Annotated in this window: 23 protein-coding genes and 1 pseudogene; 9 read left to right on the top strand and 15 right to left on the bottom strand. The window is 45.4% G+C overall.

Going from position 1 to position 26,507, the window contains the following annotated elements:
• Positions 1 to 170: 170 nt before the first annotated feature.
• Positions 171 to 1,409 (bottom strand): glycosyltransferase family 2 protein, encoded by a 1,239-nt coding sequence (locus V6669_RS08635; protein WP_036610177.1) that lies wholly within the window; start codon positions 1,407 to 1,409, stop codon positions 171 to 173.
• Positions 1,410 to 2,119: 710 nt separating this feature from the next.
• Between V6669_RS08635 and V6669_RS08630 the strand changes: the two genes are divergently transcribed.
• Together V6669_RS08630 and V6669_RS08625 are read left to right on the top strand one after the other, a co-directional pair.
• On the top strand, positions 2,120 to 2,647 hold the full coding sequence (locus V6669_RS08630) for a phosphatase PAP2 family protein (protein WP_017689668.1): 528 nt from the start codon (positions 2,120 to 2,122) through the stop codon (positions 2,645 to 2,647).
• Positions 2,648 to 2,697: 50 nt separating this feature from the next.
• Positions 2,698 to 3,849, top strand: coding sequence for a glycosyltransferase (locus tag V6669_RS08625; RefSeq protein ID WP_338592867.1), 1,152 nt, complete (start codon positions 2,698 to 2,700; stop codon positions 3,847 to 3,849).
• Between the two features lie 140 nt (positions 3,850 to 3,989).
• On the opposite strand, the gene V6669_RS08620 is transcribed toward V6669_RS08625, so the two are convergent.
• The 3 genes from V6669_RS08620 to V6669_RS08610 form a co-directional block, all read right to left on the bottom strand.
• Complete coding sequence (locus V6669_RS08620) at positions 3,990 to 5,537, bottom strand: extracellular solute-binding protein (protein WP_338592864.1); 1,548 nt, start codon at positions 5,535 to 5,537, stop codon at positions 3,990 to 3,992.
• Positions 5,538 to 5,643: 106 nt separating this feature from the next.
• Positions 5,644 to 6,573, bottom strand: a complete 930-nt coding sequence (locus tag V6669_RS08615) for a carbohydrate ABC transporter permease (RefSeq protein ID WP_081745926.1) — start codon at positions 6,571 to 6,573, stop codon at positions 5,644 to 5,646.
• A gap of 30 nt (positions 6,574 to 6,603) precedes the next feature.
• Entirely contained in the window at positions 6,604 to 7,509 is a 906-nt protein-coding gene (locus V6669_RS08610) for an ABC transporter permease subunit (RefSeq protein ID WP_017689672.1), read from the bottom strand.
• A gap of 408 nt (positions 7,510 to 7,917) precedes the next feature.
• Between V6669_RS08610 and V6669_RS08605 the strand changes: the two genes are divergently transcribed.
• On the top strand, positions 7,918 to 10,170 hold the full coding sequence (locus V6669_RS08605; protein ID WP_338592859.1) for a helix-turn-helix domain-containing protein: 2,253 nt from the start codon (positions 7,918 to 7,920) through the stop codon (positions 10,168 to 10,170).
• 130 nt (positions 10,171 to 10,300) lie between these two features.
• On the opposite strand, the gene trmB is transcribed toward V6669_RS08605, so the two are convergent.
• Positions 10,301 to 11,056, bottom strand: coding sequence for a tRNA (guanosine(46)-N7)-methyltransferase TrmB (gene trmB / locus V6669_RS08600; RefSeq protein WP_338592856.1), 756 nt, complete (start codon positions 11,054 to 11,056; stop codon positions 10,301 to 10,303).
• Positions 11,057 to 11,208: 152 nt separating this feature from the next.
• A complete protein-coding gene (locus V6669_RS08595) occupies positions 11,209 to 11,409 on the bottom strand; it encodes a hypothetical protein (protein WP_036610190.1) in 201 nt (66 codons plus the stop codon).
• Between the two features lie 318 nt (positions 11,410 to 11,727).
• On the opposite strand from V6669_RS08595, the gene V6669_RS08590 reads away from it, so the two are divergent.
• From V6669_RS08590 to V6669_RS08575, 4 genes are all read left to right on the top strand, one after another.
• Complete coding sequence (locus tag V6669_RS08590; protein ID WP_076330245.1) at positions 11,728 to 12,681, top strand: TIGR01212 family radical SAM protein; 954 nt, start codon at positions 11,728 to 11,730, stop codon at positions 12,679 to 12,681.
• Positions 12,682 to 13,266, top strand: a complete 585-nt coding sequence (locus V6669_RS08585) for a class I SAM-dependent methyltransferase (protein ID WP_338592847.1) — start codon at positions 12,682 to 12,684, stop codon at positions 13,264 to 13,266.
• A gap of 189 nt (positions 13,267 to 13,455) precedes the next feature.
• Positions 13,456 to 14,433, top strand: coding sequence for a type I phosphomannose isomerase catalytic subunit (locus V6669_RS08580; RefSeq protein ID WP_338592845.1), 978 nt, complete (start codon positions 13,456 to 13,458; stop codon positions 14,431 to 14,433).
• A gap of 41 nt (positions 14,434 to 14,474) precedes the next feature.
• On the top strand, positions 14,475 to 15,455 hold the full coding sequence (locus V6669_RS08575; protein ID WP_338592842.1) for an alpha/beta hydrolase: 981 nt from the start codon (positions 14,475 to 14,477) through the stop codon (positions 15,453 to 15,455).
• Between the two features lie 130 nt (positions 15,456 to 15,585).
• Here the strand turns inward: V6669_RS08575 and odhB are convergent, their stop codons facing one another.
• The 7 genes and pseudogenes from odhB to V6669_RS08540 form a co-directional block, all read right to left on the bottom strand.
• Entirely contained in the window at positions 15,586 to 16,857 is a 1,272-nt protein-coding gene (gene odhB, locus V6669_RS08570) for a 2-oxoglutarate dehydrogenase complex dihydrolipoyllysine-residue succinyltransferase (RefSeq protein WP_338592839.1), read from the bottom strand.
• 5 nt (positions 16,858 to 16,862) lie between these two features.
• A complete protein-coding gene (locus tag V6669_RS08565; RefSeq protein WP_338592837.1) occupies positions 16,863 to 19,736 on the bottom strand; it encodes a 2-oxoglutarate dehydrogenase E1 component in 2,874 nt (957 codons plus the stop codon).
• A gap of 623 nt (positions 19,737 to 20,359) precedes the next feature.
• The gene (locus tag V6669_RS08560; protein WP_338592835.1) at positions 20,360 to 20,845 is read right to left on the bottom strand and encodes a GNAT family N-acetyltransferase; all 486 of its coding nucleotides are present in this window, start codon (positions 20,843 to 20,845) and stop codon (positions 20,360 to 20,362) included.
• A gap of 115 nt (positions 20,846 to 20,960) precedes the next feature.
• Entirely contained in the window at positions 20,961 to 21,386 is a 426-nt protein-coding gene (locus tag V6669_RS08555) for a GNAT family N-acetyltransferase (protein ID WP_338592832.1), read from the bottom strand.
• Between the two features lie 97 nt (positions 21,387 to 21,483).
• Positions 21,484 to 21,854 (bottom strand): annotated as a pseudogene (locus V6669_RS08550) (nuclear transport factor 2 family protein).
• Between the two features lie 27 nt (positions 21,855 to 21,881).
• A complete protein-coding gene (locus tag V6669_RS08545; RefSeq protein WP_338592829.1) occupies positions 21,882 to 22,391 on the bottom strand; it encodes an 8-oxo-dGTP diphosphatase in 510 nt (169 codons plus the stop codon).
• Positions 22,392 to 22,629: 238 nt separating this feature from the next.
• Positions 22,630 to 23,418 carry a DUF3891 family protein gene (locus V6669_RS08540; protein ID WP_338592827.1) on the bottom strand — a complete coding sequence of 263 codons (789 nt, stop codon included), beginning with the start codon at positions 23,416 to 23,418 and terminating at the stop codon, positions 22,630 to 22,632.
• 195 nt (positions 23,419 to 23,613) lie between these two features.
• Here V6669_RS08540 and coaA point away from each other — a divergent pair, with 195 nt between their 5' ends.
• Positions 23,614 to 24,543, top strand: a complete 930-nt coding sequence (coaA, locus tag V6669_RS08535) for a type I pantothenate kinase (protein ID WP_036610217.1) — start codon at positions 23,614 to 23,616, stop codon at positions 24,541 to 24,543.
• Positions 24,544 to 24,607: 64 nt separating this feature from the next.
• Positions 24,608 to 24,970, top strand: a complete 363-nt coding sequence (locus tag V6669_RS08530; RefSeq protein WP_338592824.1) for a DUF423 domain-containing protein — start codon at positions 24,608 to 24,610, stop codon at positions 24,968 to 24,970.
• Positions 24,971 to 25,039: 69 nt separating this feature from the next.
• On the opposite strand, the gene V6669_RS08525 is transcribed toward V6669_RS08530, so the two are convergent.
• Both V6669_RS08525 and murI read right to left on the bottom strand, forming a co-directional pair.
• Positions 25,040 to 25,591 (bottom strand): histidine phosphatase family protein, encoded by a 552-nt coding sequence (locus tag V6669_RS08525; RefSeq protein ID WP_338592821.1) that lies wholly within the window; start codon positions 25,589 to 25,591, stop codon positions 25,040 to 25,042.
• Positions 25,592 to 25,615: 24 nt separating this feature from the next.
• Positions 25,616 to 26,398 carry a glutamate racemase gene (gene murI, locus V6669_RS08520; RefSeq protein WP_338592819.1) on the bottom strand — a complete coding sequence of 261 codons (783 nt, stop codon included), beginning with the start codon at positions 26,396 to 26,398 and terminating at the stop codon, positions 25,616 to 25,618.
• Positions 26,399 to 26,507 lie beyond the last annotated feature (109 nt).

Here is a 26,507-nt window from a genome sequence, read left to right as displayed (position 1 = left end):
TTGATCAGGTGAGAAGTCGGGCTTCTGCTTGTGATTCCATTTCTATTCGTTTTAAGGCACTTGAATACTATATCACCCATAAAACACATTGTCAACATTCTTCACAACTTTTTTTTGTAAATTATACATTTGTTATATCAGATGTCGACAAAGTCTCATATGCATGTTCCTTACCCTTGTTTGCTCTGCACCTCATCCAACCGTACAACACGTGTATGTTGAGTGTGGCTCCACTGTTTGTTGTTCTGCGTAAAGAAAGCGTAGAACGTAATCGGGTACCAAGACAGCAGGTAGATCGGGAACAAAATCAGATATAGATAAACTTTGGCAAAGGTAACCTTCTCCAGCGCCATGGACAGTAGGAACGTCAGAATGTTCAAACCAATAGCCACGAACCCAACCCATAACGGGAAGTATCCATAAATATTAGCAATGTGCGGACCACTGAATATAGCCATATCTACCCACATCACAGCCGTCATCAGGAACGTAAGCAATACCACATAGACATTGGCTCCATAGATAGCAAGGTCAAATTTCACCAGGCTTCTTTCCTTAATGGACTGCCATAGCAGCGGGAAGAAGTATCTACGCGCAACTGTAAAGTGACCTTGCATCCAGCGCAGACGTTGTCTCGCTGAAGCTTTAAATGTCAATGGCTTCTCATCAAATACTTTGGCGTCATAGTTGAAAACAGGATACACATTACGTTGCACACTGCGCATCGTAAACTCCAGATCTTCAACCAGACTTGTTGCACCCCAACCAATTTCCTTCAGCAGGTTGGTCTCAAAGCACATTCCGGTTCCTCCGAGGAAATTCGCCATATTCAAGTTATGACGAGACAACTGCCACAGACGGTTGATGTACCAGTAAGATACTCCGTAAGCTGCAGTAATCCAGGAATCCTCCGGATTTTTCGTATCAATGTATCCTTGGATAACACGCGAACCATTGTTCAAGTCATCATTCATCTCAAGCAAGAAGTTACGGTCAACCAGGTTATCCGCGTCAAACATAACAACTGCGTCATACTGACGCGGCAATTTCCACAGGTACTTAAGCATCCATTCGATGGCATACCCTTTACCTCTTAAATCGGCATTGGTACGTACACAGGCGTTTAATCCATGCTCTCTGACAATTTGAGCCGTTCCATCCGTACAGTTGTCACAGATGACAAACACATCGTACAGATCTTCCGGATAATCAAGTTGTTTCAAGTTCTCCATCAAGGCACCAATGACTTGTTCCTCATTGTGTGCTGCGACGAGTACAGCGAATGATTTTGTCGCCGGATAATGTTTCTTTTTCTTTTTCTTAATCAGACCGAACAGCGAAAACGTGAATTGGTACACGGCTAGCAGTGCCAGAATGACCTGCATCGTGACGAATATAGCGTCCAACATCGTTCTCTGTTACCCCCTTTTTTTCAAAACCCAGTTTACTCAAGCATTTCTCTTCCTGATTCTGCAATTTATTTTTTTTTGATCTGCAGAATATGACCCTGTTCTTTTGTGTACTACGTGATTATATCAGGCAATGTTTCAAAGCTTGGTTGCTATCAGTTGGCTGCTTTATCGATTCTGTATCCTTTTCAGTCATTTGTCAAAACCCCAATTCCACTTTCTGAAGCAGAAATGTGATCTTTAAGCGCTGAATAGACACTTCGTGATAGCACAACCTCGCATTCATGCCTGTTATATCTTATTTTCAGCCGTTTACTTGATTTTTATTTCTAAAGTCCCTGCTTTTTTCATCAGCATGTTATTCTTCGTCAGAGGCTCTATAACAAATAACGCAAACAGACCTCAAAAAGTTTGAAACAGAACTCACATTTTTTTACCTCATTTCAGCCATGTTGAATCATTGTATCTTTTTTGGCTGACCCAAGTCAAAAAGTTAAGATGGGTATATATCCACTCTTTAACATGAATTTCACGTTCTTTACATGGGTTCTTCTTGAAAAGGACAACATTTAAAAATATGATAAACATATACCTGAAATAACCTCAAGTTCATGAAAAACGGTTATATACTAATCAGGACGAAACCGGATGCAGAAAATCACCGGAAATAATGCCGCCATTACGGGCGGCCTGACTGGCAGGAGGCCAATATGAGCCGTTTATTCTTAAAGTTTCAAGATTATGATCGAAATGTTTTTATGTGGATCAACGGCCGACTTCATAATCGTTTTATGAATTTTTGGCTGTATTATTTCACCCATCTGGGTGGAGCAACTTCTTCTATTGCAATATCACTGTTAATCTGGCTGCTTGCTCCAGCTCCATGGAGCACAACAGGACTCCAGGCATGTATCGCCCTTGCGGTCAGCCACATCCCTGTAGCCATCGCGAAAAAATTGTATCCCCGCATTCGACCTTACCTGGCCTTGCCGGATACAATTACGTTCCGTAATCCCCTGACGGATCACTCGTTTCCTTCAGGGCACACGACTGCCATTTTTTCGGTCACGGTTCCCTTTATGACCACTGATCCGATCTTATTGCTAATATTGTTGCCTGTAGCCCTTATTGTCGGATTCTCTCGAATTTATCTGGGGTTACACTATCCTTCTGATGTTCTGGCGGGTGCCACAATAGGTACTTTAGTCGCACTTGCAACAGTTGCATTCTGGTCTTAAAGCCGATATGTTAGACTCAGAAAAACCTAGCAGGAACAGGTGAAGTAAGCGTGGAGAAAAAAAGAGTATTACTATTATCTGAAGGCTTTGGTACGGGTCATACTCAAGCCGCCTATGCACTGTCCAGCAATTTGCGAAAGCTCTCGCCAGACGTGCAGACAAAAGTGCTTGAACTGGGAAGTTTCTTAAATCCAAAGGTTGCACCTCTGATTATAACAGCATACAAAAAAACGGTTACCAACCAACCCAAACTTTTCGGATACGTATACAGACACCAATATAAAAAATCATTGAACAGGCTGACCACACTGGCGTTGCATAAACTGTTCTATACACACACACGCAGCGTTGTGCGCCAGTTACGTCCCGATGCGATCGTCTGTACACATCCGATTCCAAGTGCTGTCATATCCAGACTGAAGCGTCTGGGTGTACAGGTTCCCCTATGCACAGTCATCACCGACTATGATGCACATGGGACGTGGATTAACCGTGAAGTAGACCTTTATCTGGTTTCTTCAGATGAGGTTAAGTCCAAACTAATGCTACGAGGCGTACCTACAGACAACATTCGAGTCACGGGCATTCCGGTGCATCCAAATTTCTGGGAGCATCCCGGGCGAGAAGAGATCCGAAGCAGATTTAACCTCAAGAACATGCCTACTGTACTGGTGATGGGCGGCGGTTGGGGAATGCTCAGCGACAAGCTGGTCCATCCGCTGCTGACACGCTGGCATGAAGATATTCAGATCATTTTTTGTCTGGGTCGCAATGATAAAGCACGGATCAGCATGGAACAGAACCCCATGTATCGCAAAGAAAACATTCACATTATGGGATACACCAACGAAGTGGACAAATTAATGGAAGTATCCGACCTTCTGATTACCAAACCTGGGGGAATGACATGCAGTGAAGGCTTGGCCAAAGGAATTCCCATGTTGTTCCACAACCCTATACCTGGTCAGGAAGAAGAAAACGTCCATTATTTTACGGCAAGAGGGTTGGGAGAACCCATAACTTCGCCCGACGTAGTGGTTAAATGGATGAACAAGCTGTTGCATCACTACCCGGATGTTGTACGTAAACGCAAACGTCATTTGGCGGAAATCGCCAAGGTTCATCCAATGCAGAGCGCTCAAAGTATTATCGATCTGCTGGAGGACGTTCGTCCTTCATCCGCAGAAGAGGCCCGTTTATGAATTTATCCCAATAGGATGTCGCTTCCCGCATTCTTCGTCAAATCATGCCTCTAACCAACGGCTTCAAACAAGCCTGCAACCACATTGAAAAGGTGCCTTCGAATTTGAAGGCACCTTTTCTTTATGAAGGAAAGTACAAACTATTGAATGCCTGCTGACTTCAAGTACTCCTGCCACTGCTTGGTGTATTCTGCCTGAATTTTTTCCAATCCTGCTTGTTTAGCCTTCTCCATAAATGTGTTCAATCCAGCCTCTACGTCTGCCACCAAACCTACATTAAGCGGATACAAATATTGCTTTTCTACTTGTTCCAATGCAGCCTTCTCGGCTTGGTACGGTGTCCAGTCTTCAGCAAATCCGGTATAAATATCAGGCTTTTTGATTTTGTCGAGATCTTCAAACATGGTCAGCACGTCATCAAAAGTTTTGTCATAGAGCATGTATTCCGGATTACGCCATGCCCAACCATTCATGCCCTCACGCGGGAAGCCATTTGTTTGTGCATCGCCTACCATTTTGTAGTATCCATTGTCCACCTCGAAGTTTTTGCCCTCCACGCCATATTCAGTTAACCAATTATATCGTTTGTCTGTCACCAGTTTCTCATAAAATGCCAATGCTTTTTCCGGGTTTTTACTGCTACGCGGAATCGCAAAACCATTGTGGATCGGGTGAACCGGTTGTGCAAACCCTTTCGCATTCGGGTATGGGAAATAAGCCAGTTTCCAATCTGGATGCGTAGACTGCACCTTGATTACATCTGCATTAAATTTGTTCGGGTTCTCCCCGGAAAGAACAACAGCCGCTTTTCCATTTTGCAGCAATGAGTTAGAAGTATCCTTTACATTCAGTACGTTTTTCGGGAAAAATCCTTTGTCCATCCAACGTTTGTATGTTTTCAGGTCTTCCAGGTGTTGCGCGGATCCCCAGTAAGACGTCACAGTTGATGGTGAGTCATACATAATATCCAGTCCATATGGAAGTTGACCTGCTGTATTAACCAGCTTGGATGTCAATTGACGAATACCATGGGTATGGTTGGCATTGCTATCCGCAATCGGAATCATATTGGGTTCGTTGGCTTTGATGCCCTCCAGATACGCTTCGAGCGTCTCCAAGGATTCCGGTTTCGGAAGATTGTACTTCTCACGCAAGTCCTCACGGTAAGCAATCCCCTCGGTTACATACTCAATCCAAGTTGATGGAACAGTATAGATTTTGTCATTGATTTTGACAGCATTCCACATGTCATCAGGTACATGAGCTTTCAGTGCTGGCGCTGCTGTAGGCAGCATTTCATCCAGTGGCAGGAACGCGCCCTTCTTCGCATAGGACTGGTAGAATGTCCAATCCGCTGTGAAGATCAGATCGATCGGCTGTCCGGAAGACAGCAGCAGTTTATATTTTTGATCCCAGTCGGTCCATGAGGTGTAGTTAAATTTCACATTGACGTTCAGATCAGCCTCAGCCAGCTTATTGATCTCGGATTCAATAACAGGCAGATCTTTCGGAGCATCCCCAAGCATGTAAAATTGAAGTGTTACTTTCTCACCTTTATTCTCGGACGTTCCTCCCTGCTCACTTCCTTGCGTCGATCCCCCCGAACCGTTATTACATGCGGCAAGTACCCCGGCGAACAACATCAGGGCAAGTACCAGAGACAGGTGCCGAATTGTTTTGTTACGCATACGCATCCTCCCTTTTTGTGGTGAACCTTTATATGTTAGCGCAGACTCGCCATGTTTCAGACCGGAAATGATGTTAATGGCCTAATACCCACAGCGTGCTCACGTTCTAACCTTTCACTGCACCAATGGTGAGTCCTTTGACAAAATAACGTTGTACAAACGGATACAGAAACAAAATCGGTCCCGTTACAACGATAGCCATTGCCATCTTGGTTGATTCGGTAGGCACATCCTGACTGAGTGTGATCCCTGTGCCAATCGCCATCTGGTCAATGAATGTAATCGTGTTCATCGTGTTGTAGAGATAAAATTGCAGTTGGTACATATCCGGGTTGTTAATGAAGAGGGATGAGGTAAACCAGTCATTCCAGTAACCCAGCGCGAGAAACAGACCTACGGTTGCGATACCAGGCATCGCCAGTTTCAACACAATGCTGAAATAGATGCGGAAGTCATTCGCTCCATCAATTTTGGCGGACTCAATCAATTCATCCGGCACAGCCGAGCGAATGAAGTTTTTCATCAGGATAATGAGGAATGGCGTCATCAACCCCGGAAAAATCAGTACGGTGTACGTATCTGTGAGATTGAAGTAGTTCGCCAGCATAATGTACCAAGGCACAAGTCCCCCACCAAACAGGGTTGTAAAGTAGATAAAAAACGAGAACGTGTTCCGATATTTAAAGTCCTTACGCTGGAGCACAAATCCGGCCATCGTGATGAGGAACAGCCCTAGCGTAGTCCCCACCACCGTTGTAAAGACCGTTACCCCATAAGCCTTGAGTACCTGAGTCGGGAATTTGAACACCATTTTGTAACCTTCCAGGGAAAAGTCCGTTGGAAAGAGGTGGTAACCATCCCTCACAATGGACTCGTTGCTGCTGAATGAACCAGATAGAATCAGCAAAAACGGTAGCAAGCACATGATTGATAAAATGATGATGAAGCTGTAGGAAATCAGTTGAAACATGAAAGTGAATTCCGAATCTCTGAGACGCGTATTCGTACGCGTGTGAGTATTCATTGGCGTGTTCATGATCGTTCTCCCTCCTGCCCTGCGGGCGTTCTAGAACAAGGCGTAGTCCTCATTGACTTTGCGGATAATATAGTTGACGGTCATGATCAAAATGAATCCAAACAAGGACTGATACAGACCAGCAGCCGTTGCCATCCCGATATCAAATGTTACTTTCAGTGAACGATACACATACGTATCAATAATATCTGTAGCATTGTACAGCACCCCGTTGTTGCCGATCAGTTGATAGAACAGGTCAAACTGCCCCTTCATAATGCTGCCAAGCGAGAACAACAGCAGGATGACAAAGGTTGGCTTCAGCATCGGTACCGTAATGTACCAGATCCGCTGAAATATATTGGCTCCGTCGATTCGGGCAGCTTCATAATACTCGTCACTGATACCCGTTATGGCGGCCAGATAGATGACCATGCTGTATCCAAGATTTTTCCATAGATAAAAGATGATGATCAGGAACACCCAGATCCAGGGTGTGTTATAAATGTCGACCGGGCCGGCCTCAAAACGTTTGAGCACCGTGTTCACAAAACCCGACTCGTAGTTAAACATGTTGTAAGCGATTACACTTAATAGTACAAATGAGATGAAATACGGCAAGAACATGACGGATTGCGTGATTTTTTTGAATAACCTGCCCCGGATTTCGCTAAGCATGATCGCACAGAAGATCGCCAGACCGTTTCCTAATATAATGAAAGCGAGATTGTAACCCACAGTGTTGGTTGTGAGCTTCAGCAGCATTCCGGATTGCCACAGGAACTTAAAGTTCTCCAGACCGACAAATGGACTACCAAATAATCCGCCTTCAAAATCATACCGGGTGAACGCATAATAGATGCCGACCATCGGAAAATACGAGTTAATCAGAAAAAAGATCAGCGTGGGCAACAGCATCAGAAACATGATTTTGTTTTTGTTCAATTCTTTGAGCATGGCTCGATCCCTCCCGAATTTCTTGCGGTGCTGCGTGGTGGAGCTCTCTTTTTATTGTAGATGCTCTCTTCACTCACGAATACTGAAGCTTCCCATCAGAAAATGAACGATTCTGCGAAATGAACTATGAACAAAATGAACGAACCATGAAATGAACAGACATCCACACACATCCGTTCACAAATGTTGATATCGTGCATAGGCTACACCTAGTGAACAATCCAGCGAAAGTTGAACTTTATGTAGAGAAAACAGGCAAAATGGCCTGTCCAGCATTGATGTAAACGCATACATAATATATAATTCAAGATACTCTTGCTCTTCTGCTCATCCATATATGAAATCTAGCGTATGTATATGAAGTTCTACGTTGTTCACCCAAAACAGGAGGTCTGAGGGGGAAGAAGAATGCGTAAACGTTCAGAGGACAGTCAGAAGGTCTTCACACGGATTCTGATCGGCATTATTATCAGTACGGTCGCTACCTTACTTGTGGCTTCTTCTATTTTGTACGTCAACTATAATCGGATTGCTCTTCGCCAGGTGTATCGTACAGATATGAACAGTCTTACACAAACCAGCCGTGAAGTGGCGAAAATGACTGAGACTGCAAAATCATTGTCATATCAGATTTATCAAGACTACACCATCTCTTCATTACTGCTCTATTCCAAACCAAATATCTATGAGATCACATCGGCGATGGAGCAGCTAGACAACTACCGTATGTCCCTTCCCTTTATTGAATCCATCTATGTATATAACTCTAAAAGCAATGAATTCTTTATTAGTTCCAACGTTCGTAATGGGCAGCAGTCCGTCTCGGAGATCGACGATCAGGGGATTACAAGCATCCTCCAACGCTTCCATGACTACAAACCTTTTGTTCCCATCCCGCGTACATATCAGGTCGGCTCTACCGAAGCAACAGAGGTTAACAGTTACACCTATCTCTGTTATGACACGATCAATGACAACGCAAAGCTAAACTATGCTGTCATCGTTAATATCAAGGATGATTGGCTCGGTCCAAATATGAACGCTGTGGATCAACCAGGCAAGACCTTTATCGTGAATGAGAATGGAGACCTTTTATCTGACTTTGGCGACCGTGCATTGATGAAAAATCTCTCCAGCGAAGCTTTTATGAAGCCAATTATGCAGGATACGGAGCAGTCAGCTTACTTTACCGAGAAGGTCGACGGAGAAAAATCTCTCATCACCTATACCGCTCCCGATGACCTGGGTTGGCGTTATGTGAGAATAACACCTTATGATCTGATTACCTCAGATATACGGAGTATGCGCACACATACCGTTCTGTTTTGTGTTGGACTTCTCTTCGCAGGGTTGCTGCTCTCTTACCTTGTGTCCCGAAAACTATATCACCCTATTGATAAGGTGCTTGTTCGTTTACGTGTGATGGAAGCAGAGCGACGTGGCAGTCTTCATTTGTTACGGCAGGATTTTCTACGAGGGGCCCTGCAGGGCCGCGAAACAGTAACTGGAGGTATGCTGGAAGAACGGATGAAGTTCTATGGTTCCTCCATTGATGTTCAGCGTGCATCCAGACTGGTATTGCTGCGTATTGACCATTTTACCGAATTCTGCGAAACGTATCGTGACGAGACCCAGCTTGTAAAATACGCCATGATGAACATATGCACCGAGACAGCCGATCTCCACTACAATGCGGAAGCTGTGGACATGGGCGGTGATCTGATCACACTCATCTTCAATGAAAAAGCGGAAAACCATGAACTTGGGCAACCTGCTCATCACCGGATCGAAGAGCTGCTGCGCATGATGCAGGCTGCTGTAATGACCCATCTGAAATGCTCCATCTCCTGTACGATCGGCACGGAAGAAGATTCGTTGGAAGACAGTATTGCATCTTACACCAGATCAGCCGAAGCTTCACTGCATCGTTTGTTCATGGGACCAGGCTGTCTGATCTATACCTCTGACATCATGGCTTATCACGCCAAGGAGTACGCATTTCCGGCAGCTAAGGAAAGACAGCTTGTCGATCATCTAATGACAGGTAAGACGCGAGAAGCAAAACAAGTCTATGCAGATATCGTCGGCGAAACAGCCGCATATCCCTTTACCGTCTTCCAGCTAGCCTTATCCCATCTGACGATGACACTGAACCATGTACGAAATACCCTTAAAAAGAATAATCAACTCACGCTTGATTCAGTCTCGGATGGTCTAATGCTGCCTGTCAAAGACGCGGAAGATATCAGTGAAGTACATGAACACTTCTATCGGATGTTTGATGAGCTTGGTTCCAAAGTTGAGGAGAAACGTACGCTTAAGCACGAAGAGTTGATTCGTAAAATCAATGGCATAATTGAGCGGGACTATGCGGACCCCAATCTATGTCTAACTTCTATCGCAGATGAGTTGGGCATGTCGCCCATTTATGTAAGCAGGCTCTACAAACAGCTCACCCTGAAAGGGCTCACGGACGTGATTAACGAAACCCGCATAGCCAAGGCCCAGCATCTGCTGGTGGAGACAGAAAACTCTGTTGCCGACATTGCCGAGAGAACCGGATTCACCAACAGTTCATATTTCTATCGCATGTTCAAAAAGTTCAACGGGGTTACACCAAACGATTATCGCCGCAAAGAATTTCATTCAGAAAACTTTTGAAATCATCCGAGACTTGAGTTGATGGAGTATTGCATATCGATTGTTAATGCAAAAAAAAGAGCGACCTATGAGAATGAATCATTCACCTCATGTGTCGCTCTTCTTTAATGAGTATAAGTTAGATTTCGATTTATTCGTGTTCCTGATCTTCGCCAGACTCATCCGAAGCTTCACGAACTTTATACTTGTCCAAACGTGTCTGCTGATACTCACGCAAGGCCTCTTCACCCACAATCACTTCAACGCGGTGAATGTTCATACCTTTACCCATGAATTTCTGCTCGTACTCGGTCATCACATGTTCTTCATTCAATCCATCACGATGCAGATTCAAAGAAATATTGGTCATTTGCAGGCCGAAGTCGGCAATGGCGTTGAGCGAGAAATCAAACAGCGTCTCCGAATCGGTTTTGAAATGAATCTGACCTTTGGGATTAAGCAATTCCGTGTATTTCTTCAGGAATCGCGGGTGCGTCAAACGACGACGTGCATGCTTTGCTTTTGGCCAAGGATCGCTGAAGTTCAAATAAATGCGCTCCAGTTCTTCCGGTTCAAAAACTTCCTCGATCTGTTCGATATTTGCCAACGCAAGCTTCAGGTTCGGAGGTGTCTCCACATCAGCCTGACTCCACGCATTACGAGCTTTCTCACTGGCACGACGAACCAGTTCATCATACATATCAATACCGATGAAATTAAATTCCGGATATTTATAACTCATTTGGCTGATAAATTGACCTTTACCCATACCAAATTCCACGAAGATCGGGTGATCATTGCCAAACAGTTCAGACCATTTTCCTTTATGTTGCTTGGGGTCCAGTACAACAAGATCAATTTGTTGCTCCAGATTTTCTCTTATCCCTTTTCTGCCACGTAAACGCATTTTATTCCTCCGTTTGTCCCATACTTGTCTCAGACTTATTTTGCCGAAGAACTGGCAAATTGTAAAGAGCAATGAAAAGGGAATCTTCGGATCTGCCACTTTGGGCAAATCTCAAAGATTCCCTCTTCGATTTATTTGGAATTGGGGTCCAACTACTTTAGTAGTTCATAGTCTACCTTATCTTGGTGTGAAAAATCAAATGTCTTTTCGAAAGCATCGCGAACTTTTTGTCTTGCAGCCGCTTTCACTTTCGGATTTCCATTAAAACGAACACCTGTTAAAGCCAGTGCTTCTTCTGCCGTCAATTCAACAGACACATGATTCAATTCATTGTTTTTAACTTGGGAATTCATTCATATCACCTCACGGTATAGTATGGTCCATGACGTCAACGTTGATTCAAATGCTATGATGAATAATACCCATTAGATGGTGTCTGACGCTGATTTAAATATAACATAAGGTGTAAACTATAGCAAGGAGAAAACCTTGATTTTACGGCCTATTTTTGCGTTTCGATTCCCTTTTTTTTTAGTTTTTTGATACAATGATAAAAGTTCATGAAGACACCTAAAATCGCTATCAATCGTCTATGACGGAAATCGCATAGCGCTTCTTCTTTTGTTCACGTATGATTACTGTAATTCGACAGCCAAAGGAGTACCCTGAAGATGAATGCACCTGCATTACAGCCCCCTCTGTTGTGGGGAGATAAACGATTCCATACCTGGAATTATGAGATGCGCGATCAATTTAACAATAAGGTTTTCAAAGTGATGCTGGATGCTGGATTCACCTGTCCCAACCGCGATGGTTCCATTGCCAAAGGTGGTTGCACCTTCTGCAGTGCGCGTGGATCAGGCGATTTTGCTGGCAGCAGACGTGAAGATCTGGTCACCCAATTCAATACAATTCGAGATAAACAGCACCTCAAGTGGCCTACAGCGCATTATATTGGCTACTTCCAAGCCTATACGAATACGTATGCTCCGGTTGAGGAGCTGCGCGAATATTTTGAAGAAATTCTTGAGCAACCCGGTGTTGTTGGTTTGTCCATCGCCACTCGCCCGGATTGTTTGCCAGATGACGTTGTTGATTATTTGGCTGAACTGAACGAACGCACCTATCTGTGGGTTGAGATGGGCCTTCAAACGATCCATGATTCCACATCAACATTGATTAATCGTGCACACGACACAAAGTGTTACGAAGAAGCGGTTGAGAAACTGCGCAAACGGAATATACGTGTGTGCACACATATCATATATGGTCTGCCTCAAGAGACACATGAGATGATGCTGGACACTGGACGGGCAGTTGCCAATATGGATGTACAGGGAATCAAGATTCACCTGCTGCATCTGATGCGCAAAACACCAATGGTGAAGCAATACGAAGCCGGTCTTTTACGTTTTTTGGATCAGGACGAGTACATCAAACTGATCGTAGATACACTGGAGATGCTTCCACCGGAAATGATCGTACACCGTCTTACAGGCGACGCACCGCGTGATCTGTTGATTGGACCGATGTGGTCCATGAACAAATGGGAAGTGTTGAACTCCATTGATCGTGAGCTGCGAGAGCGGGATTCATGGCAAGGTAAGTATTGGAGGCGAGCATAGATGGGCTTTCTTTCAGTTCTCAGCTGTGCACATCAGTGGATTGCTTCCCGTCTGCAGCCAGGTGATCTGGCCATAGATGCAACGGTGGGTACAGGAGCAGACACACTATTTTTGGCACAACAAGTAGGCAGGCGTGGTCAAGTCATTGGATTCGATATTCAAAGTGAAGCCCTCACGCTGGCACAGGCCCGGATTCGAAAACAAAACGATGAAGCCAAACTTGGCTCCATCTCCATGCTTCAACTAAGCCATGCTCGAATGGCAGAAGCGGTTCCTGAGTCATGGCCTGGTGCGGTTGGTGCAGTTATGTTCAATCTGGGGTACCTGCCTTCAGAAAGTGCAGATTCCTCCATCATAACCGAGACTGACAGCACGATTGCTGCACTCGAGGCTGCACTCGCTTTATTACGCCCTCGCGGAATCATTACGGTTGTGCTTTACCCTGGTCATAACGGAGGCGCACAGGAAGCAGCAGCCGTATTGGAATGGTCCTCTGCCCTGCCGGTGGAACAGGCACAGGTTGTGATGTATCGCCAATTGCAGCGAGAAACTTCTCCTTTTCTGATCGGAATCGAGAAAAAATAATTTCCTTTGTTCACCAAATACAATAAACTAGACACAATCGCAAAGCGAGCTATTAACGGCTTTTTCTTCCTGCGATCTGTGTTCTAAATCTACATATGCAAACGTATTCACTTGTTTGTTCATGGCGATTACACGCCCATGACTGATTAAAGCGATCCACCATTTCATATACTAGAGGAGAGATTACTGATGTCTACGCCATACCCATTACAATTCCAACCTGAATTCAAAGAACGTGTATGGGGCGGTCGTGCGCTGGAGCAATTCGGCCTTACGCCCCCTGAAGGACATATCGGAGAAGGATGGATGATTGCGGATCATCCAAACGGTACAACCAAGGTATTAAATGGAGCACTAGCTGGCAAGGGTCTGGATGAAGTTCGTGAACAACTCGGCACCGAATGGCTTGGAACCAAAGGCGTTTCCGAAAAAGGCGGCCGTTTCCCCCTTCTGATTAAGCTGCTTGACTGCAACGATGACCTGTCCGTGCAGGTTCATCCAACAGACGAGTATGAGGCACTTCCTCCTGGCGAGCTTGGCAAAACAGAAATGTGGTATGTACTCGATGCAAAACCGGGCGCACACATCATCTATGGCTTGAATGAAGGCGTTGATCGGGCAACATTAAAAGAAGCATTGGAAAACGGAACGGTGATGGATACCCTTCGTCAGGTACCTGTAGAAGCTGGTGATACGTTCTTTATCCCTGCCGGAACAGTACATGCGCTCTGTGCAGGTGTCGTTGTCGCTGAGATTCAGCAAAACTCGGATACGACGTACCGAATTTACGATTACAATCGTCCAGGGCTGGATGGCAAACCACGTGAGTTGCATGTTGAAGACTCATTAAATGTTACCGCCTATGAGGGCGCAGGTGCCTCAACGATGAAAACAAATAACGCTACTCCTGGTGAATGGCTAAAGCTTGCGGAATGCCCTTATTTTGTGGTGGAAAAAGGGATTGTAACTGAACGGTGGGAACTCTCCACCAATCCTGACAGCTTCACGATTCTCGTTGTCTGTGAAGGCAAAGGAACACTTTCGTGGGCACATGCTGAATCAGACAACATTGAATTGAAAGCTGGACAATGTTATCTCTTGCCAGCCAATCTGGGTTCTTATACATTAGATGGAAATACCACTGTTCTTCGCTCTTATCTACCATAAATCAAGCTTATATGTAACCTGTGAAGGAGGAATTACACGAGATGCAGGAATCTACCTTTGCCTTGGTCGCTAGTGAAGGTACCCGTATTCATGTGTACCGCTGGCTTCCCGATCCGGAATGCAACGTTAAAGGTGTAGTGCAAATTGCACATGGCATGGGCGAGACGGCAGCCCGATACGCAGAATTTGCCAGCATTCTTACCCAAAATGGCTATGCGGTCTATGCCAATGACCATCGGGGTCATGGCAAAACTGTGGAGAATGCCAAGTTGCTTGGTAATGCTGGTATCGATGCCTTCCGCTGGATGGCGAGTGATATGATCAATTTGGGCGAAGTAGCCATCAAGGAGAATACTGGGGTGCCCATGTTTCTAATGGGACATAGCATGGGCTCATTCTTGGTACAACATCTCATGTACGCTGGTCATGAGCAGTACCATGCCTTTATTTTATCCGGGACAAACGGCAGACGCGGTCTGCTCCGATTTGGAGAGAAGCTGGCCTTCTTACAGTGCGGCATTCAGGGTGCTACCCACCCCAGCATGCTGCTCAACGCAATTGTATTTGGTGGATTTAACCGCTCTTTCCGCCCTGCAACGACACCATTTGATTGGTTGTCCCGGGACTCACAAGAGGTTCAGCGATTCATTGATGATCCCCTGTGCGGAGCAGTCTGTACAGCAGGCTTTTTCCGCGACTTCTTCAAATTGCTGCTTGAAGTACATCTTCCACACAATATGGAGCGCATACCCAAACACAAACCCGTTTACCTGTTCTCAGGTGAGAAGGACCCTGTCGGACTTCATGGCAAAGGCGTTCTTAATCTGGTCTCCCAGTATAAGAAGCTTCAGCTGGAGAATATTGAGTATCGCTTGTATCCGGATGGACGCCATGAAATGCTGCATGAGATCAACCGAACAGAAGTGGCTCAGCACGTTGTAGACTGGCTAGAGCGGAATACACCTAACTCTAGTGAACACGACGATGCAGTGAGCCCTGCTGAGACGGCTGACTCTATATAATAGAGTCGGAGGCAACATACCAAAATCCACAAGAAACCCCTGAATCGGATGTACAGCTCACGCTGCGCGCTCCAGTTCAGGGGTTTCTTGTTAAGCGATATGAATAATAGCTATAAACAAGCTTTATGGACTAACCTTCAATTAACAGGGATTCCGGGTCTTCAAGCAGTTCTTTTACGGTCACGAGGAAACGAACAGCTTCACTACCGTCGATAATCCGGTGATCGTAGGACAACGCGATGTACATCATTGGACGGTTCTCCATCCGTTCTGCATCAATCGCCACTGGACGAAGTTGGATCTTATGCATCCCCAGAATACCCACTTGAGGCGTATTCAGAATTGGCGTAGACAACAAGGAACCAAATGTTCCACCATTGGTGATGGTGAACGTTCCACCTTGCAGATCAGATAACGCCAGCGTGTTGGAACGAGCTTTGGATGCCAGGTCCGCAATACTCTTCTCGATCTCGGCAAAGCCCAGACGATCGGCATCACGTACAACCGGTACAACCAGTCCTTCCTTCGCTGATACGGCAATGCCGATATCATAATACTTTTTGAGAACAACATCTTCGCCATCAATCTCTGCGTTAATTGTAGGGAATTTTTTCAGAGCTCCCACAACCGCTTTAGTGAAGAAGGACATGAATCCCAGGTTAATCTCATGTTTCTCTTTGAACTTGTCCTTACGGCGTTTACGTACATCCATGATCGCAGTCATATCAACTTCATTAAACGTAGTCAACATCGCTGCTGTCTGCTGCGCCTCTACCAAACGTTTGGCAATGGTCGCACGGCGACGAGACATGCGTTGACGCTCTACCGGTTTGGTATAGGTAGAACTTCCAGCTGCCGGAGCACTTGGTGCTGCTGGAGCTTTACTCGCAGGTGGAGCAGCAGGAGCAGGCGCCTGATTGTTATGGCTCTTCACATCATCCTGGTATACCCGTCCAATCGGATCTTTGCTCTGAACCTGATCCAACTCGATACCACGTTCACGTGCAAGCTTACGGGCAGACGGTGAAGCCGTCTTGGCACTATCGGATGACTCAGGTGCTGCCGCATCAGGTGCTGGTGGTGGTGTTGGAGCTTCAGGTGCAGGAGTAACGGCCTTTTTCTCTTCAGCTGCTGGTTCGGAAGCGGGTGCACCGCTTCCTCCTCCAGAACCAGCTGAGAGTGTACCGATCGTTTCACCGATCTCGACCGTCTCTCCTTCCTGACGAATGATCTTCTCCAGCACGCCACTTTCTTCTGCGCTGATTTCAATATTTACTTTATCCGTTTCCAGTTCAAGAAGCACATCACCCTGATTAACGGTATCCCCTTCTTTAACCATCCATCTGGATACAGTTCCCTCAGTTATTGACTCACCCATTGCAGGTACTTTAATTTCACTCACAGCTGTTACCTCCCCAGTGGAATATTATTCTTCGTCGTTTGTTTCAACGCAGATGTAATAATCTGTTGCTGTTCCATACTATGCACAAGCTGATAACCGCTGGAAGGACTTGCGTGTTCCGGGCGACCTTCGTATCTAACGGTTGTGCCTTCCGGAGCAACTTCACGAAGACGAGGCTCCATGTATGTCCAGGCACCCATGTTTTTGTTTTCTTCCTGTACCCATACCAGTTCTTTTACATTGCTGAAACGTGCGAGTATACGTTTGATCTCTTCTGCCGGGAACGGATATAGCTGTTCTACGCGAATGATGTGAAGCCATGACCAATCTGCTTTATCTTTTTCAAAAGCATCTTCCAGGTCAATGGCAATCTTGCCACTGCACAAAATAATGCGCTCTACGCGATCCGGCTGTGTACCCAGTCCAGCTTGCTCCAGCACAAGCTCAAACTTGCCTTCACTGAATTCGACTGCCGGTGAAGCAACACGCGGATTCCGAATGAGACTTTTCGGTGACATCATCACAAGTGGACGAGCATCTTCGGTTTCAGTCAACGAAGCTTGTCGACGCAACAAGTGGAAGTACTGAGATGCACTCGACAAGTTGGCAACCGTCATGTTGTCTTCTGCACAAAGCTGCAGGAAGCGTTCAAGACGAGCACTTGTATGCTCAGGTCCCTGACCCTCATTCGCATGTGGAAGCAACATAACCAGACTGGATTTCTGAGACCATTTGGCGCGACCCGCTGATACAAACTGGTCAAATATAACCTGTGCACAATTGGCAAAGTCACCGAATTGAGCTTCCCAGATGACCAGTGTATCTGGTGAATATACGTTATATCCGTATTCGAATCCAACAACGGATTCTTCCGACAACGGACTGTTATAGATTGCAAAGGATGCTCTTGCCTGTGGCAAGTGATGTAATGGGCAGAACTTTGCTCCATTCTCCGAATCGTGCAACACCAGATTCCGATGAGCGAATGTAGCGCGCTCGGCATCCTGTCCACTAATCCGAATTGGCTTACCTTCTGCCAGAATGGTTGCAAATGCGAGTGTCTCCGCAAGGCTCCAATCCACTTTTTCCCCTTCGTTCAGGGAAGTGCTCCGGCGTTGCAAAATCCGCTGTAACTTCGGATACACGTTGAAGTTCTCAGGCCATTTCAGCAGATCGGCATTAATGCTGCGCAGATTCTCCAGTGGTACCGCAGTCGGAGTAATCGTAACAGCTTCCGGCTCACTGATTTTCCGTTGGTAATATTCATGTACTTCATTTTTCTTCATCTGGTCATAAGCTTCTTTTAATTTGTTCGTTACTCCATCGCGAATGCTCGTAATGGATGCATCATCGATAATCGATTCCTCTTTCAACTGATCCTGATACAAGTGGCTTACCGTTGGATGGTTTTTCACCTTGTCATAAACGATAGGTTGAGTTGTTTCGGGATCATCGGTTTCGTTATGGCCGTAGCGACGATAACCGATCAAGTCGATCAGGAAATCCTTTTTGAAACGATTGCGATACTCGGCTGCCATACGAATGGCTGCAATACAAGCATCCGGATTGTCCGCATTCACGTGTACAATCGGAATCTCGTACCCTTTAGCAAGGTCACTTGCGTAGTACGTTGAACGGGAATCACTGCTATCTGTAGTGAAACCCAGACGATTGTTGACGATAATATGGATGGTTCCACCATTCTGATATCCTGGCAGAGCTTTGAAGTTAAGCGTCTCTGCAACGATCCCTTCTCCAGGGAATGCTGCATCACCGTGCATCAAAATGGTAGCTGCCTTCGTCACGTCTTGCTTCGGATATCCAGGGTCACGACGGTCATCCTGAGCCGCACGTGCAAACCCTTGTACAACCGGATTAACGTATTCCAGATGGCTCGGGTTATTCGCCAGAGTAAGGCGTGCCTGTACAGTTTCCCCGTCTTTTACAAAACGGTTGGCACCCATATGATATTTGACATCCCCCGTCCAACCGTAGTTGATTCCAGTCGAACCTTCCGATGGAACCAAATCTTTGTTCGGAGCATGATGAAATTCAGAGAAAATTTTGCTGTACGGTTTGCCCAAAACATGAGCCAGTACATTTAACCGTCCACGGTGGGCCATACCCATCAGAATGTGGCTTGATCCGGCTTCTGCCATGATGCGAACAGCTTCATCCAGCATCGGCACAAGCACATCGTTACCTTCGATGGAGAAACGTTTCTGCCCAACAAATGTTTTGTGAAGATAATCTTCAAATTGCTCAACTTCAACCAAACGTTCCAGCAAAGCCTTACGTTCTTTCGGCGTAAGTGGAGCCGGTGATGTGCGAGATTCCGCACGACGATTCAGCCACTCACGCTCTTGAACTTCGTGCACATGACTGAATTCGTAGGCCATAGGTCCAGTGTAAATTTGACGCAAGCGTTGGATTGCATCCCATCCGGTTGCTGTCTGCCCATCTGCACCTTCCCAGATCAGGGAAGCAGGTAAAGCTTTCAGATCTTCTTCGTTTAATTCAAAATGCTGAGGTTCCAGCAAAGATGTGTCTGTATCTTCACTGATTCCAAGCGGATCTATATCTGCAGCAAGATGACCATAGGTACGGATGTTCCATACCAGTTTACCCGCTGTAACCGCTTTCTGTAATAGTTGAATGTCTACGCTTCCGGAAGCCGATTGGGCATTGCCGGAATTCAAGGTTGTGCGTGCATCCCTGCCAGACATCGGCGGTGCACCCCATTGTTCAAATAATTCACGATAGGCCGGTGTAACCGAACCAGGGTCTTGAGTGAATAATTCATATTGTTCCTGTACGTATCCCATATTGGGGCCATAGTAACTTTCCCAGGGCTTCTTGTTGCCTTCCACGATCGTCATCGACGTTCCCTCCGTCTTGATTTAGTCATAAGTTTTTGACGGAAATCATTGACTAAGCCGTAATTTGCGTTCGTTCAACATTTTAAGCTAAATTTTTCATGAAGTCCAATAATCGTGCTGTTGGTGGTAGTAACGTTAGTCCGACGCTCCCGTCAAGGTTTGTCTGCGTTTTCAAAATCAAAGTAAAACAATGATTGTATATACCGTCGCACAGATGTCGAATACTGTCCTGATCCGTTCGAAGGTTACACTTTCTCCTCTTCTTCAAGTGAAGTCCATGTTCTAATATCTATTCTATAAACTTTTACGCTCAGGAGCATTTCCTATTTTTAGTTCAATTGATGCATAAATTAGATGAATCGAATAAATCGGTCAATTTGGATAGAACAACGAACACTTAATTACAACAAAATAGGCATACGATCTCCCATTTTACCTCCTTAATTGAATTGTGGTCCATTATGTTCAAAAACAAACGTCAAGTTAAACATTAACCATTTGACGTCACATTCAACAAATAATTGGGGTTTTCTTCAGGAGATTAACTGAAAAAAGCTCGCCCAGACATAAATTATCCGAGCAGCTTCTTTGGATATAGCAAATTTAATCTCAGCAAATACTTCCTATTTATCTTCATCCTCTGTAATAGCATCCAGATCTATGGCCATACGGATCATATCCACACAGCGGATACCATCCTCTATAATCTCTTCCTCATAATGCCTCACAAAGAAGTCACGATCAACCCCGATAATGCGGAAACCGCAACGTTGGTATAACTTCAATTGATGAAAGCTGGAGTTGCCCGTCCCAATTTCGAGAATCCGGCAGCCCAATCTACGTGCAGCTTCCATCGCTTCCTTAATCATGTGTTTGCCTACACCTTGTCCCTGCAGTTCTTCCTGTACGGCAATATTAACAATCTCCGCAGTCTCTGGACGAGTCTTCAACAATACGAACTCCCCAACCATCTCTCCTTCATACTCGGCAATAAAACAAACACCCCGACTCAGGTACTCATCCACAATTGCTTTTGAAGGATCAGCCATCAATAAAAGTTCGTAGGGTCTCTCTTCTTCCCAGTCCAAAATCCGGAACGACAATTTCATGCCAATCTCCACCTTTTCATCGTACAATATTCATTTACGTCCTGTTTGCAGAAGCCTATGTATGGCAAATCCACAAATATATCATTCTTCATTTCAACAAACTAGTTTTCTCAATCTAATAAACACACACTGCTCCTGATTGATTTTGATAATGTCGAATGATCATTCCAGATGCATTGGCCATGCCCTGTTTCTCATAAAATGCCTGAAGCTCTGGGTCACACAAGAGATCGATCATATAAAGATTACGAAGACGTTCGAACATACGCTGAACAAGAGCCGTACCTATTCCACGCCCCTTATACTCTGGCACTACTTCCAGTAAGGGGATATAAGCACTGAGAACACCATCAGAGATTGCTTGTACGAATCCAACCACATTTCCGGTATCTTCATCAACAGCCAGTTCAATAGCATAGGATTGTTCCAGCAGCTTCAGAAATGTTGGCGTAGACGGCGGGTTTGGCCAACCATCAAAGAAATTCCCACCTAGTTGTTCAAGAGCTATACTTTCTAACGTATCACGAAATACGATACCCACAGACTAGTCATCTCCTATAAAAATAGTAAACTTCATTATATCATAATATCTGGATATAAATATATAGATATGGATGATACATTATGAGGCATTATTTTTATCCTAACCCAAACTTAAAATGCTCATGAATTAATTTCCATTCCCCATCAAGCCCAGCAACAAATACATTCGTGGCCCGCCCCTTGCCATAAGCCGGCTCTCCCTGATAAATCCCCTTCCATTGGTAGGTATAAATACAAACGGCCTGCTCTTTGCTAGTTGTAATCCACTTAACATCTTCAGCACGATACACTTCTTCCTTGACTGTCTCCCAAGCGTTCTCAAAATAAGCCCGAATTCGTTAGGGGTAGTACAGGACGTTCCCGTAAACCAATATACGGCTTGTGGCGATAACCATTTACTGACTTCATCAAACTGATGTGTATTTGTCGCCGCAATGTAGCTTTGCAGGGCATGCTGGTATCCCATGATTTTTCCTCCTTCTGACGGTTTAACTTATCGGATCCCACTCTGTTCAAGTATCGAATCGCTATACACCATAAATGTCTCTTGAAGTGTACGTCCGGATGACTTCTCCCAGATCACACTCCGCTCAAAAGTGCCTTTTTGGAAAAAACGCGGGAGACGTTCAGCAAACCAATCCTGCATAGGCAACTCAAAAACCCGCTTCATAGGCACCCATAACAGTTCGCCTTCGGGCGGATCTTGCAATAACTGACCCTCGAATGAAGTCGCCAAATAGTTAAATACCATGTACCGCAATCCTTGTTCGGGATCACAGAACTCATCAAGCCCTTTATACGTAATCTCATTGACCGCTAGCCCCGTCTCCTCCAGAACCTCCCGCACGGCACCATCCACGATACTCTCCGGAAAGTCTACCTTCCCCCCAGGAGCGATGTATCCCGGAAATCCTTTGCGATCCGGCCGATTCATTAGCAACACCTGATCATTCATTTTGTCCCATACCATACACATCGTTAATATCTCTATTCTAGTATCCATATTCGTCCTCCTGCTAACGTGTGCTTCTCTGTTGTACACTAACATTTCTGGGAATAACCTATGTTTTCCTTCTTTATTCCCACTCTGATTCATTGCTGTTTTCACCAGTCTCACAGTATAGTCTATGATGATATATATGCATACGAAAGACGGACGCCCTGTACACCTGTACATCAGAAGCCCGCCTGCTTTGTGATATTCTATGCTGCTCTTTCCTCAAGCCTGGAGTTTCCAGTTCTCAGTTCAATTCCGTAATCAACACCCGGCGTTCCTTCCATTCAGCCCGGCGATAAGCCTGTTGCATACCAAATTTGCGGATACTTGCCTTTGGCACCGATTTATAAGGCAAAACGACCGTAAAGTCCTCATCAAACGGGAAAAACGACAGGCCTACTTTTTCATTGGATAACCACTCTGCCTGAATCGGTTGTCTGGAACAGGCATCAAACGTACAACTGAGCCCTTCTGCAAAAAAATCATAACGCGCAGCAGGTGTTCCAGGTTCCTCCATACAGAGAAACAAACTGAGCTGATCACAGAAAAGCATGATCTCCACATCACTTTGCAGCCTCTGTTTCAGTGCTTCAGCATCGCCACCAAGCTGTTTCTCCCAACTCAACTGACGTTCGTGTTCTTGCTGCAGATAATCTCGGATTTCATCATCATCCTGAGCATTGGCCCCCAGATTTTTCTGAAACAGTTCCGTATACATCAAGCTACACAATAATCCGGCGTAAAGGTTTTTCTGACGAACTTCTTCAATCCCTTTATGGTAGAATACAAAACGCGGACGCAATGGAAAGTCACGAAACGAATACGGCGATTGACTGTAATCATTCCAGAACGGAGATGAATCCAGTTCAATCCAACCACGGTCATGTTCCTTGGCCGCTAGAATCAATTCATCCCGATGCACAGCATCGGCTAATAATTCATTTTTCCAGTGGGAAGCCATTTCTCCGGCTACTAATCCATGCTCATGCTGTGCGGTCAAAACAAAATCATGCTCTCTCTCATATACGATCATTTGCTGTCACCCTTCCGCATGGTATACGTTGACTTTAACATAAATTGGGTTAAACTTTCCTAGTAAGTTGTTTTTCGCTCCATTTTGACGAAAGGCATTATGAAAGGCACAATGTAAAGGTGTTGTCAGTTTCCTGAAATTTGATACACTAAAGGTTGTGTCCACAATTATATTACATACAGAAAGCGGGATCTCATGAATTTATACTCTCCTTACATCGAGTTTAACCGCAAGGAATGGGCTGAACTTAAAGAACATCAGACCACTCTTCCACTGACGGAAGCCGAATTAGAACAGTTAAAGGGATTGAATGAAGAGGTATCGATTCAAGAAGTCGAAGATATATATTTGCCTCTGACCCACTTTATTGACCTATATGCAAGAGTTTCACGAGAGCTGAATCAACTGACGGCCTCCTTTATGAAAAAAGAAGCCCTCCCCACCCCCTACATCATTGGAATCGGGGGAAGTGTTGCCGTGGGCAAAAGTACAGCGGCCCGCTTGCTACAGGCACTGCTCGCCAGAGGTAAGAATAGCCCAAAGGTTGACCTTGTCACAACCGACGGTTTCTTATATCCCAATGCCGTGCTGCAAGAGAAGGGCATCATGAACCGCAAGGGATTCCCGGAAAGCTATGATATCAAATCCCTGATTCAGTTCATGGGTGATGTGAAATCTGGCAAGCCCGAAGTGAAAGCACCGGTCTATTCTCACCTCGCCTACGATGTCATTCAAGGGGAAGAGAAGCAGATCTGTCAACCGGATATTCTCATTATTGAAGGTATCAATGTGCTCCAGATCAAAAAGGAAACGCCTTTGCTGGTTAGTGATTTCTTCGATTTTTCCATCTACATTGATGCGGAAGAAGAGCATATACGACATTGGTACGTTGAGCGTTTCAAGCTGCTCCGCAATACAGCGTTCCAGAACACGGATTCCTTTTTCCATCAACGATTTGCCAATATCGATGAAGAAGAAACCGTGCGTACGGCCAACCAGATCTGGCAAGATATCAATGCCAAAAACCTGCATGAAAACATTTTGCCAACCAAAGGACGTGCCAGACTGATTCTGAAAAAGGAAGCCGACCACTCCATTGGGCAGATTCAATTGCGTAAACTGTAGACAACACTCGTACAGTACACTTTGATGTTATATCTAATTACCCTTAAAAGGAGAGAAAAACACATTGCAAACCCTGATTATACTCGGCAGTATTATGATGTTCCTGGCTGTTGCATTGGGTGCTTTTGGTGCACACGCGCTCAAGCGCAAACTATCCGCTGACATGATTAAAAACTATGAAACCGGTGTTCAATATCACCTCATCCATGGACTTGGCATCATCCTGATCGGACTGCTGGCAGATCGTCTTGAATCCTCTTCACTCGTCATGCTTGCCGGGTGGTTGATGTTCGCCGGGATCATCCTGTTCTCCGGCAGCCTGTACACTTTAAGTGTATCGGGTGTTCGCAAATTGGGAGCCATTACCCCACTTGGCGGAGTCGCATTTTTGGCTGGATGGGTTATGATCATGATTGCCGCATTGTAAACATGCCCCGAGGATAAACGAAAAGAGTGTTCTGGCTGATATAATATCGCTGGAGCACTCTTTTACTGTTTAATCTGTCCAAATTCTTCGAATAGTGGACTGCCCTTCATTTGGTCGTTGTCTCTCCAGCACATACACATCCGGGTTAGACAGTTTGGTCCACTCTTCATAACCAAAGGATGGTTCATACTCACGAATAAGCAGTGATAACAAGTTCCCATGTGTAACCACGGCCCCGTGCTGTTCCGGTCTGCTCCACAACTCTTCCAGGAGTGCCAGCCCTCTTGCAGCCGCGTTTCTCGAAGATTCCCCGCCTTCTTCCACCCAATCCACATCATCGTATGTACGTTTCAGCACATCCATCCAGTTAGGCAGATCAAGAGAGCTAAGTATCCTCTCCTGGAGACGTTCATCGGTATGTATATGTTGCAGCGTTGCTATGCCTAGTGGCATAGCGGTCTGAACAGCCCTTTTCCATGGACTGGAGACAATATACGTTATGGAATGATGAGCCAGGATATCTGCAAGTTTTTCGGCCTGCCTAATCCCTTCATTTGTAAGCTCTGCATGGGGTTCCTGCCCTGTGGCCTTGGCATGACGGATAAGATAAATGGACTTCATAGCTATCACCTCCTATGGTGTAACCTACATGGAGTTCTTCTTAAGATATTGGAGTGCACTGTGCATCTTCTCCTGCTCTTCCGGTCGGCCTGATGAACTGAGGAAAGTGACCTGTTCCCCTGTTCTGTCTCCATGCTGAGCCACCAGTCCAAGCCGCTGCTTCAGATGGTTTACCGTGCCTGTACTGCCATCAATAATCTGTATATGATCTGGCAGAACCGTGCGCAGAATGGACGTATAGTATGGATAATGCGTGCAACCAAGCACCACTGTGCCATACATATGAAGATCGAGATCTGCCAGCTTGAACCGGAAATAATCAGCGATTTTACCCGGATCAAAATCCAGCTGTTCACACCACTCCACAAGTTCCGGCAGCGCAATGGAATCCACACTGTGGTGATCATCAACACGCGATACCAGTTCGTTATACTTGGTTTGGCTCAAGGTGAGGGCCGTGGCAAATACAAGCACTCTCTTCCCACTATCACGATTCATCTCCACGGCTGGTTTCACCGCAGGCTCCATGCCAATGATCGGGATATCGTATTTGGCGCGCAGATCCTTAACAGTCAGACTTGTTGCTGTATTACAAGCAATCACGATTGCCTGGACATCCTCCTGAACGATCGCTTCCACACAATCAAAAATATGTCCTCTAACCTCATCCGCAGACTTGGTTCCATACGGGACATGTAAAGTATCTGCGTAATACAGGAATTTTTCTTCCGGAAACTGTTGTAATGCCTTATGCAAAACGGTTAAACCACCGATACCTGAATCAAAAAAAGCAATTTTCTTATTCAAGGATTTCACCTCTATAATGTATTCTTTCGGGTTCCAAGAACCTCTCAATGCTGCTCATGCTGACTGGAGGTGAGGTTTGTACTTCCGGCTCGTCAGATACTACAGTGCT

It is taken from the genome of Paenibacillus sp. Y5S-9 (assembly GCF_036894235.1).
GTDB lineage: Bacteria > Bacillota > Bacilli > Paenibacillales > Paenibacillaceae > Paenibacillus.
The sequence above is the reverse complement of the archived record's forward strand: the minus strand, read 5'-3'. Positions and strand labels throughout refer to the sequence as shown.

Bases quoted from the DNA above. Each gene is read 5' to 3' on its own strand.
- V6669_RS08575 (WP_338592842.1), top strand. From the start codon at position 14,475: ATGCAGGAATCTACCTTTGCCTTGGTCGCTAGTGAAGGTACCCGTATT.
- V6669_RS08585 (WP_338592847.1), top strand. From the start codon at position 12,682: ATGGGCTTTCTTTCAGTTCTCAGCTGTGCACATCAGTGGATTGCTTCC.
- V6669_RS08545 (WP_338592829.1), bottom strand. From the start codon at position 22,391: ATGGATACTAGAATAGAGATATTAACGATGTGTATGGTATGGGACAAA.
- V6669_RS08610 (WP_017689672.1), bottom strand. From the start codon at position 7,509: ATGCTCAAAGAATTGAACAAAAACAAAATCATGTTTCTGATGCTGTTG.
- V6669_RS08615 (WP_081745926.1), bottom strand. From the start codon at position 6,573: ATGAACACGCCAATGAATACTCACACGCGTACGAATACGCGTCTCAGA.
- V6669_RS08565 (WP_338592837.1), bottom strand. From the start codon at position 19,736: ATGACGATCGTGGAAGGCAACAAGAAGCCCTGGGAAAGTTACTATGGC.
- V6669_RS08630 (WP_017689668.1), top strand. From the start codon at position 2,120: ATGAGCCGTTTATTCTTAAAGTTTCAAGATTATGATCGAAATGTTTTT.
- V6669_RS08635 (WP_036610177.1), bottom strand. From the start codon at position 1,409: ATGTTGGACGCTATATTCGTCACGATGCAGGTCATTCTGGCACTGCTA.
- trmB (WP_338592856.1), bottom strand. From the start codon at position 11,056: ATGCGTTTACGTGGCAGAAAAGGGATAAGAGAAAATCTGGAGCAACAA.
- V6669_RS08540 (WP_338592827.1), bottom strand. From the start codon at position 23,418: ATGATCGTATATGAGAGAGAGCATGATTTTGTTTTGACCGCACAGCAT.
- V6669_RS08595 (WP_036610190.1), bottom strand. From the start codon at position 11,409: ATGAATTCCCAAGTTAAAAACAATGAATTGAATCATGTGTCTGTTGAA.
- V6669_RS08620 (WP_338592864.1), bottom strand. From the start codon at position 5,537: ATGCGTAACAAAACAATTCGGCACCTGTCTCTGGTACTTGCCCTGATG.
- V6669_RS08580 (WP_338592845.1), top strand. From the start codon at position 13,456: ATGTCTACGCCATACCCATTACAATTCCAACCTGAATTCAAAGAACGT.
- V6669_RS08560 (WP_338592835.1), bottom strand. From the start codon at position 20,845: ATGAAATTGTCGTTCCGGATTTTGGACTGGGAAGAAGAGAGACCCTAC.
- V6669_RS08605 (WP_338592859.1), top strand. From the start codon at position 7,918: ATGCGTAAACGTTCAGAGGACAGTCAGAAGGTCTTCACACGGATTCTG.
- V6669_RS08525 (WP_338592821.1), bottom strand. From the start codon at position 25,591: ATGAAGTCCATTTATCTTATCCGTCATGCCAAGGCCACAGGGCAGGAA.
- coaA (WP_036610217.1), top strand. From the start codon at position 23,614: ATGAATTTATACTCTCCTTACATCGAGTTTAACCGCAAGGAATGGGCT.
- V6669_RS08590 (WP_076330245.1), top strand. From the start codon at position 11,728: ATGAATGCACCTGCATTACAGCCCCCTCTGTTGTGGGGAGATAAACGA.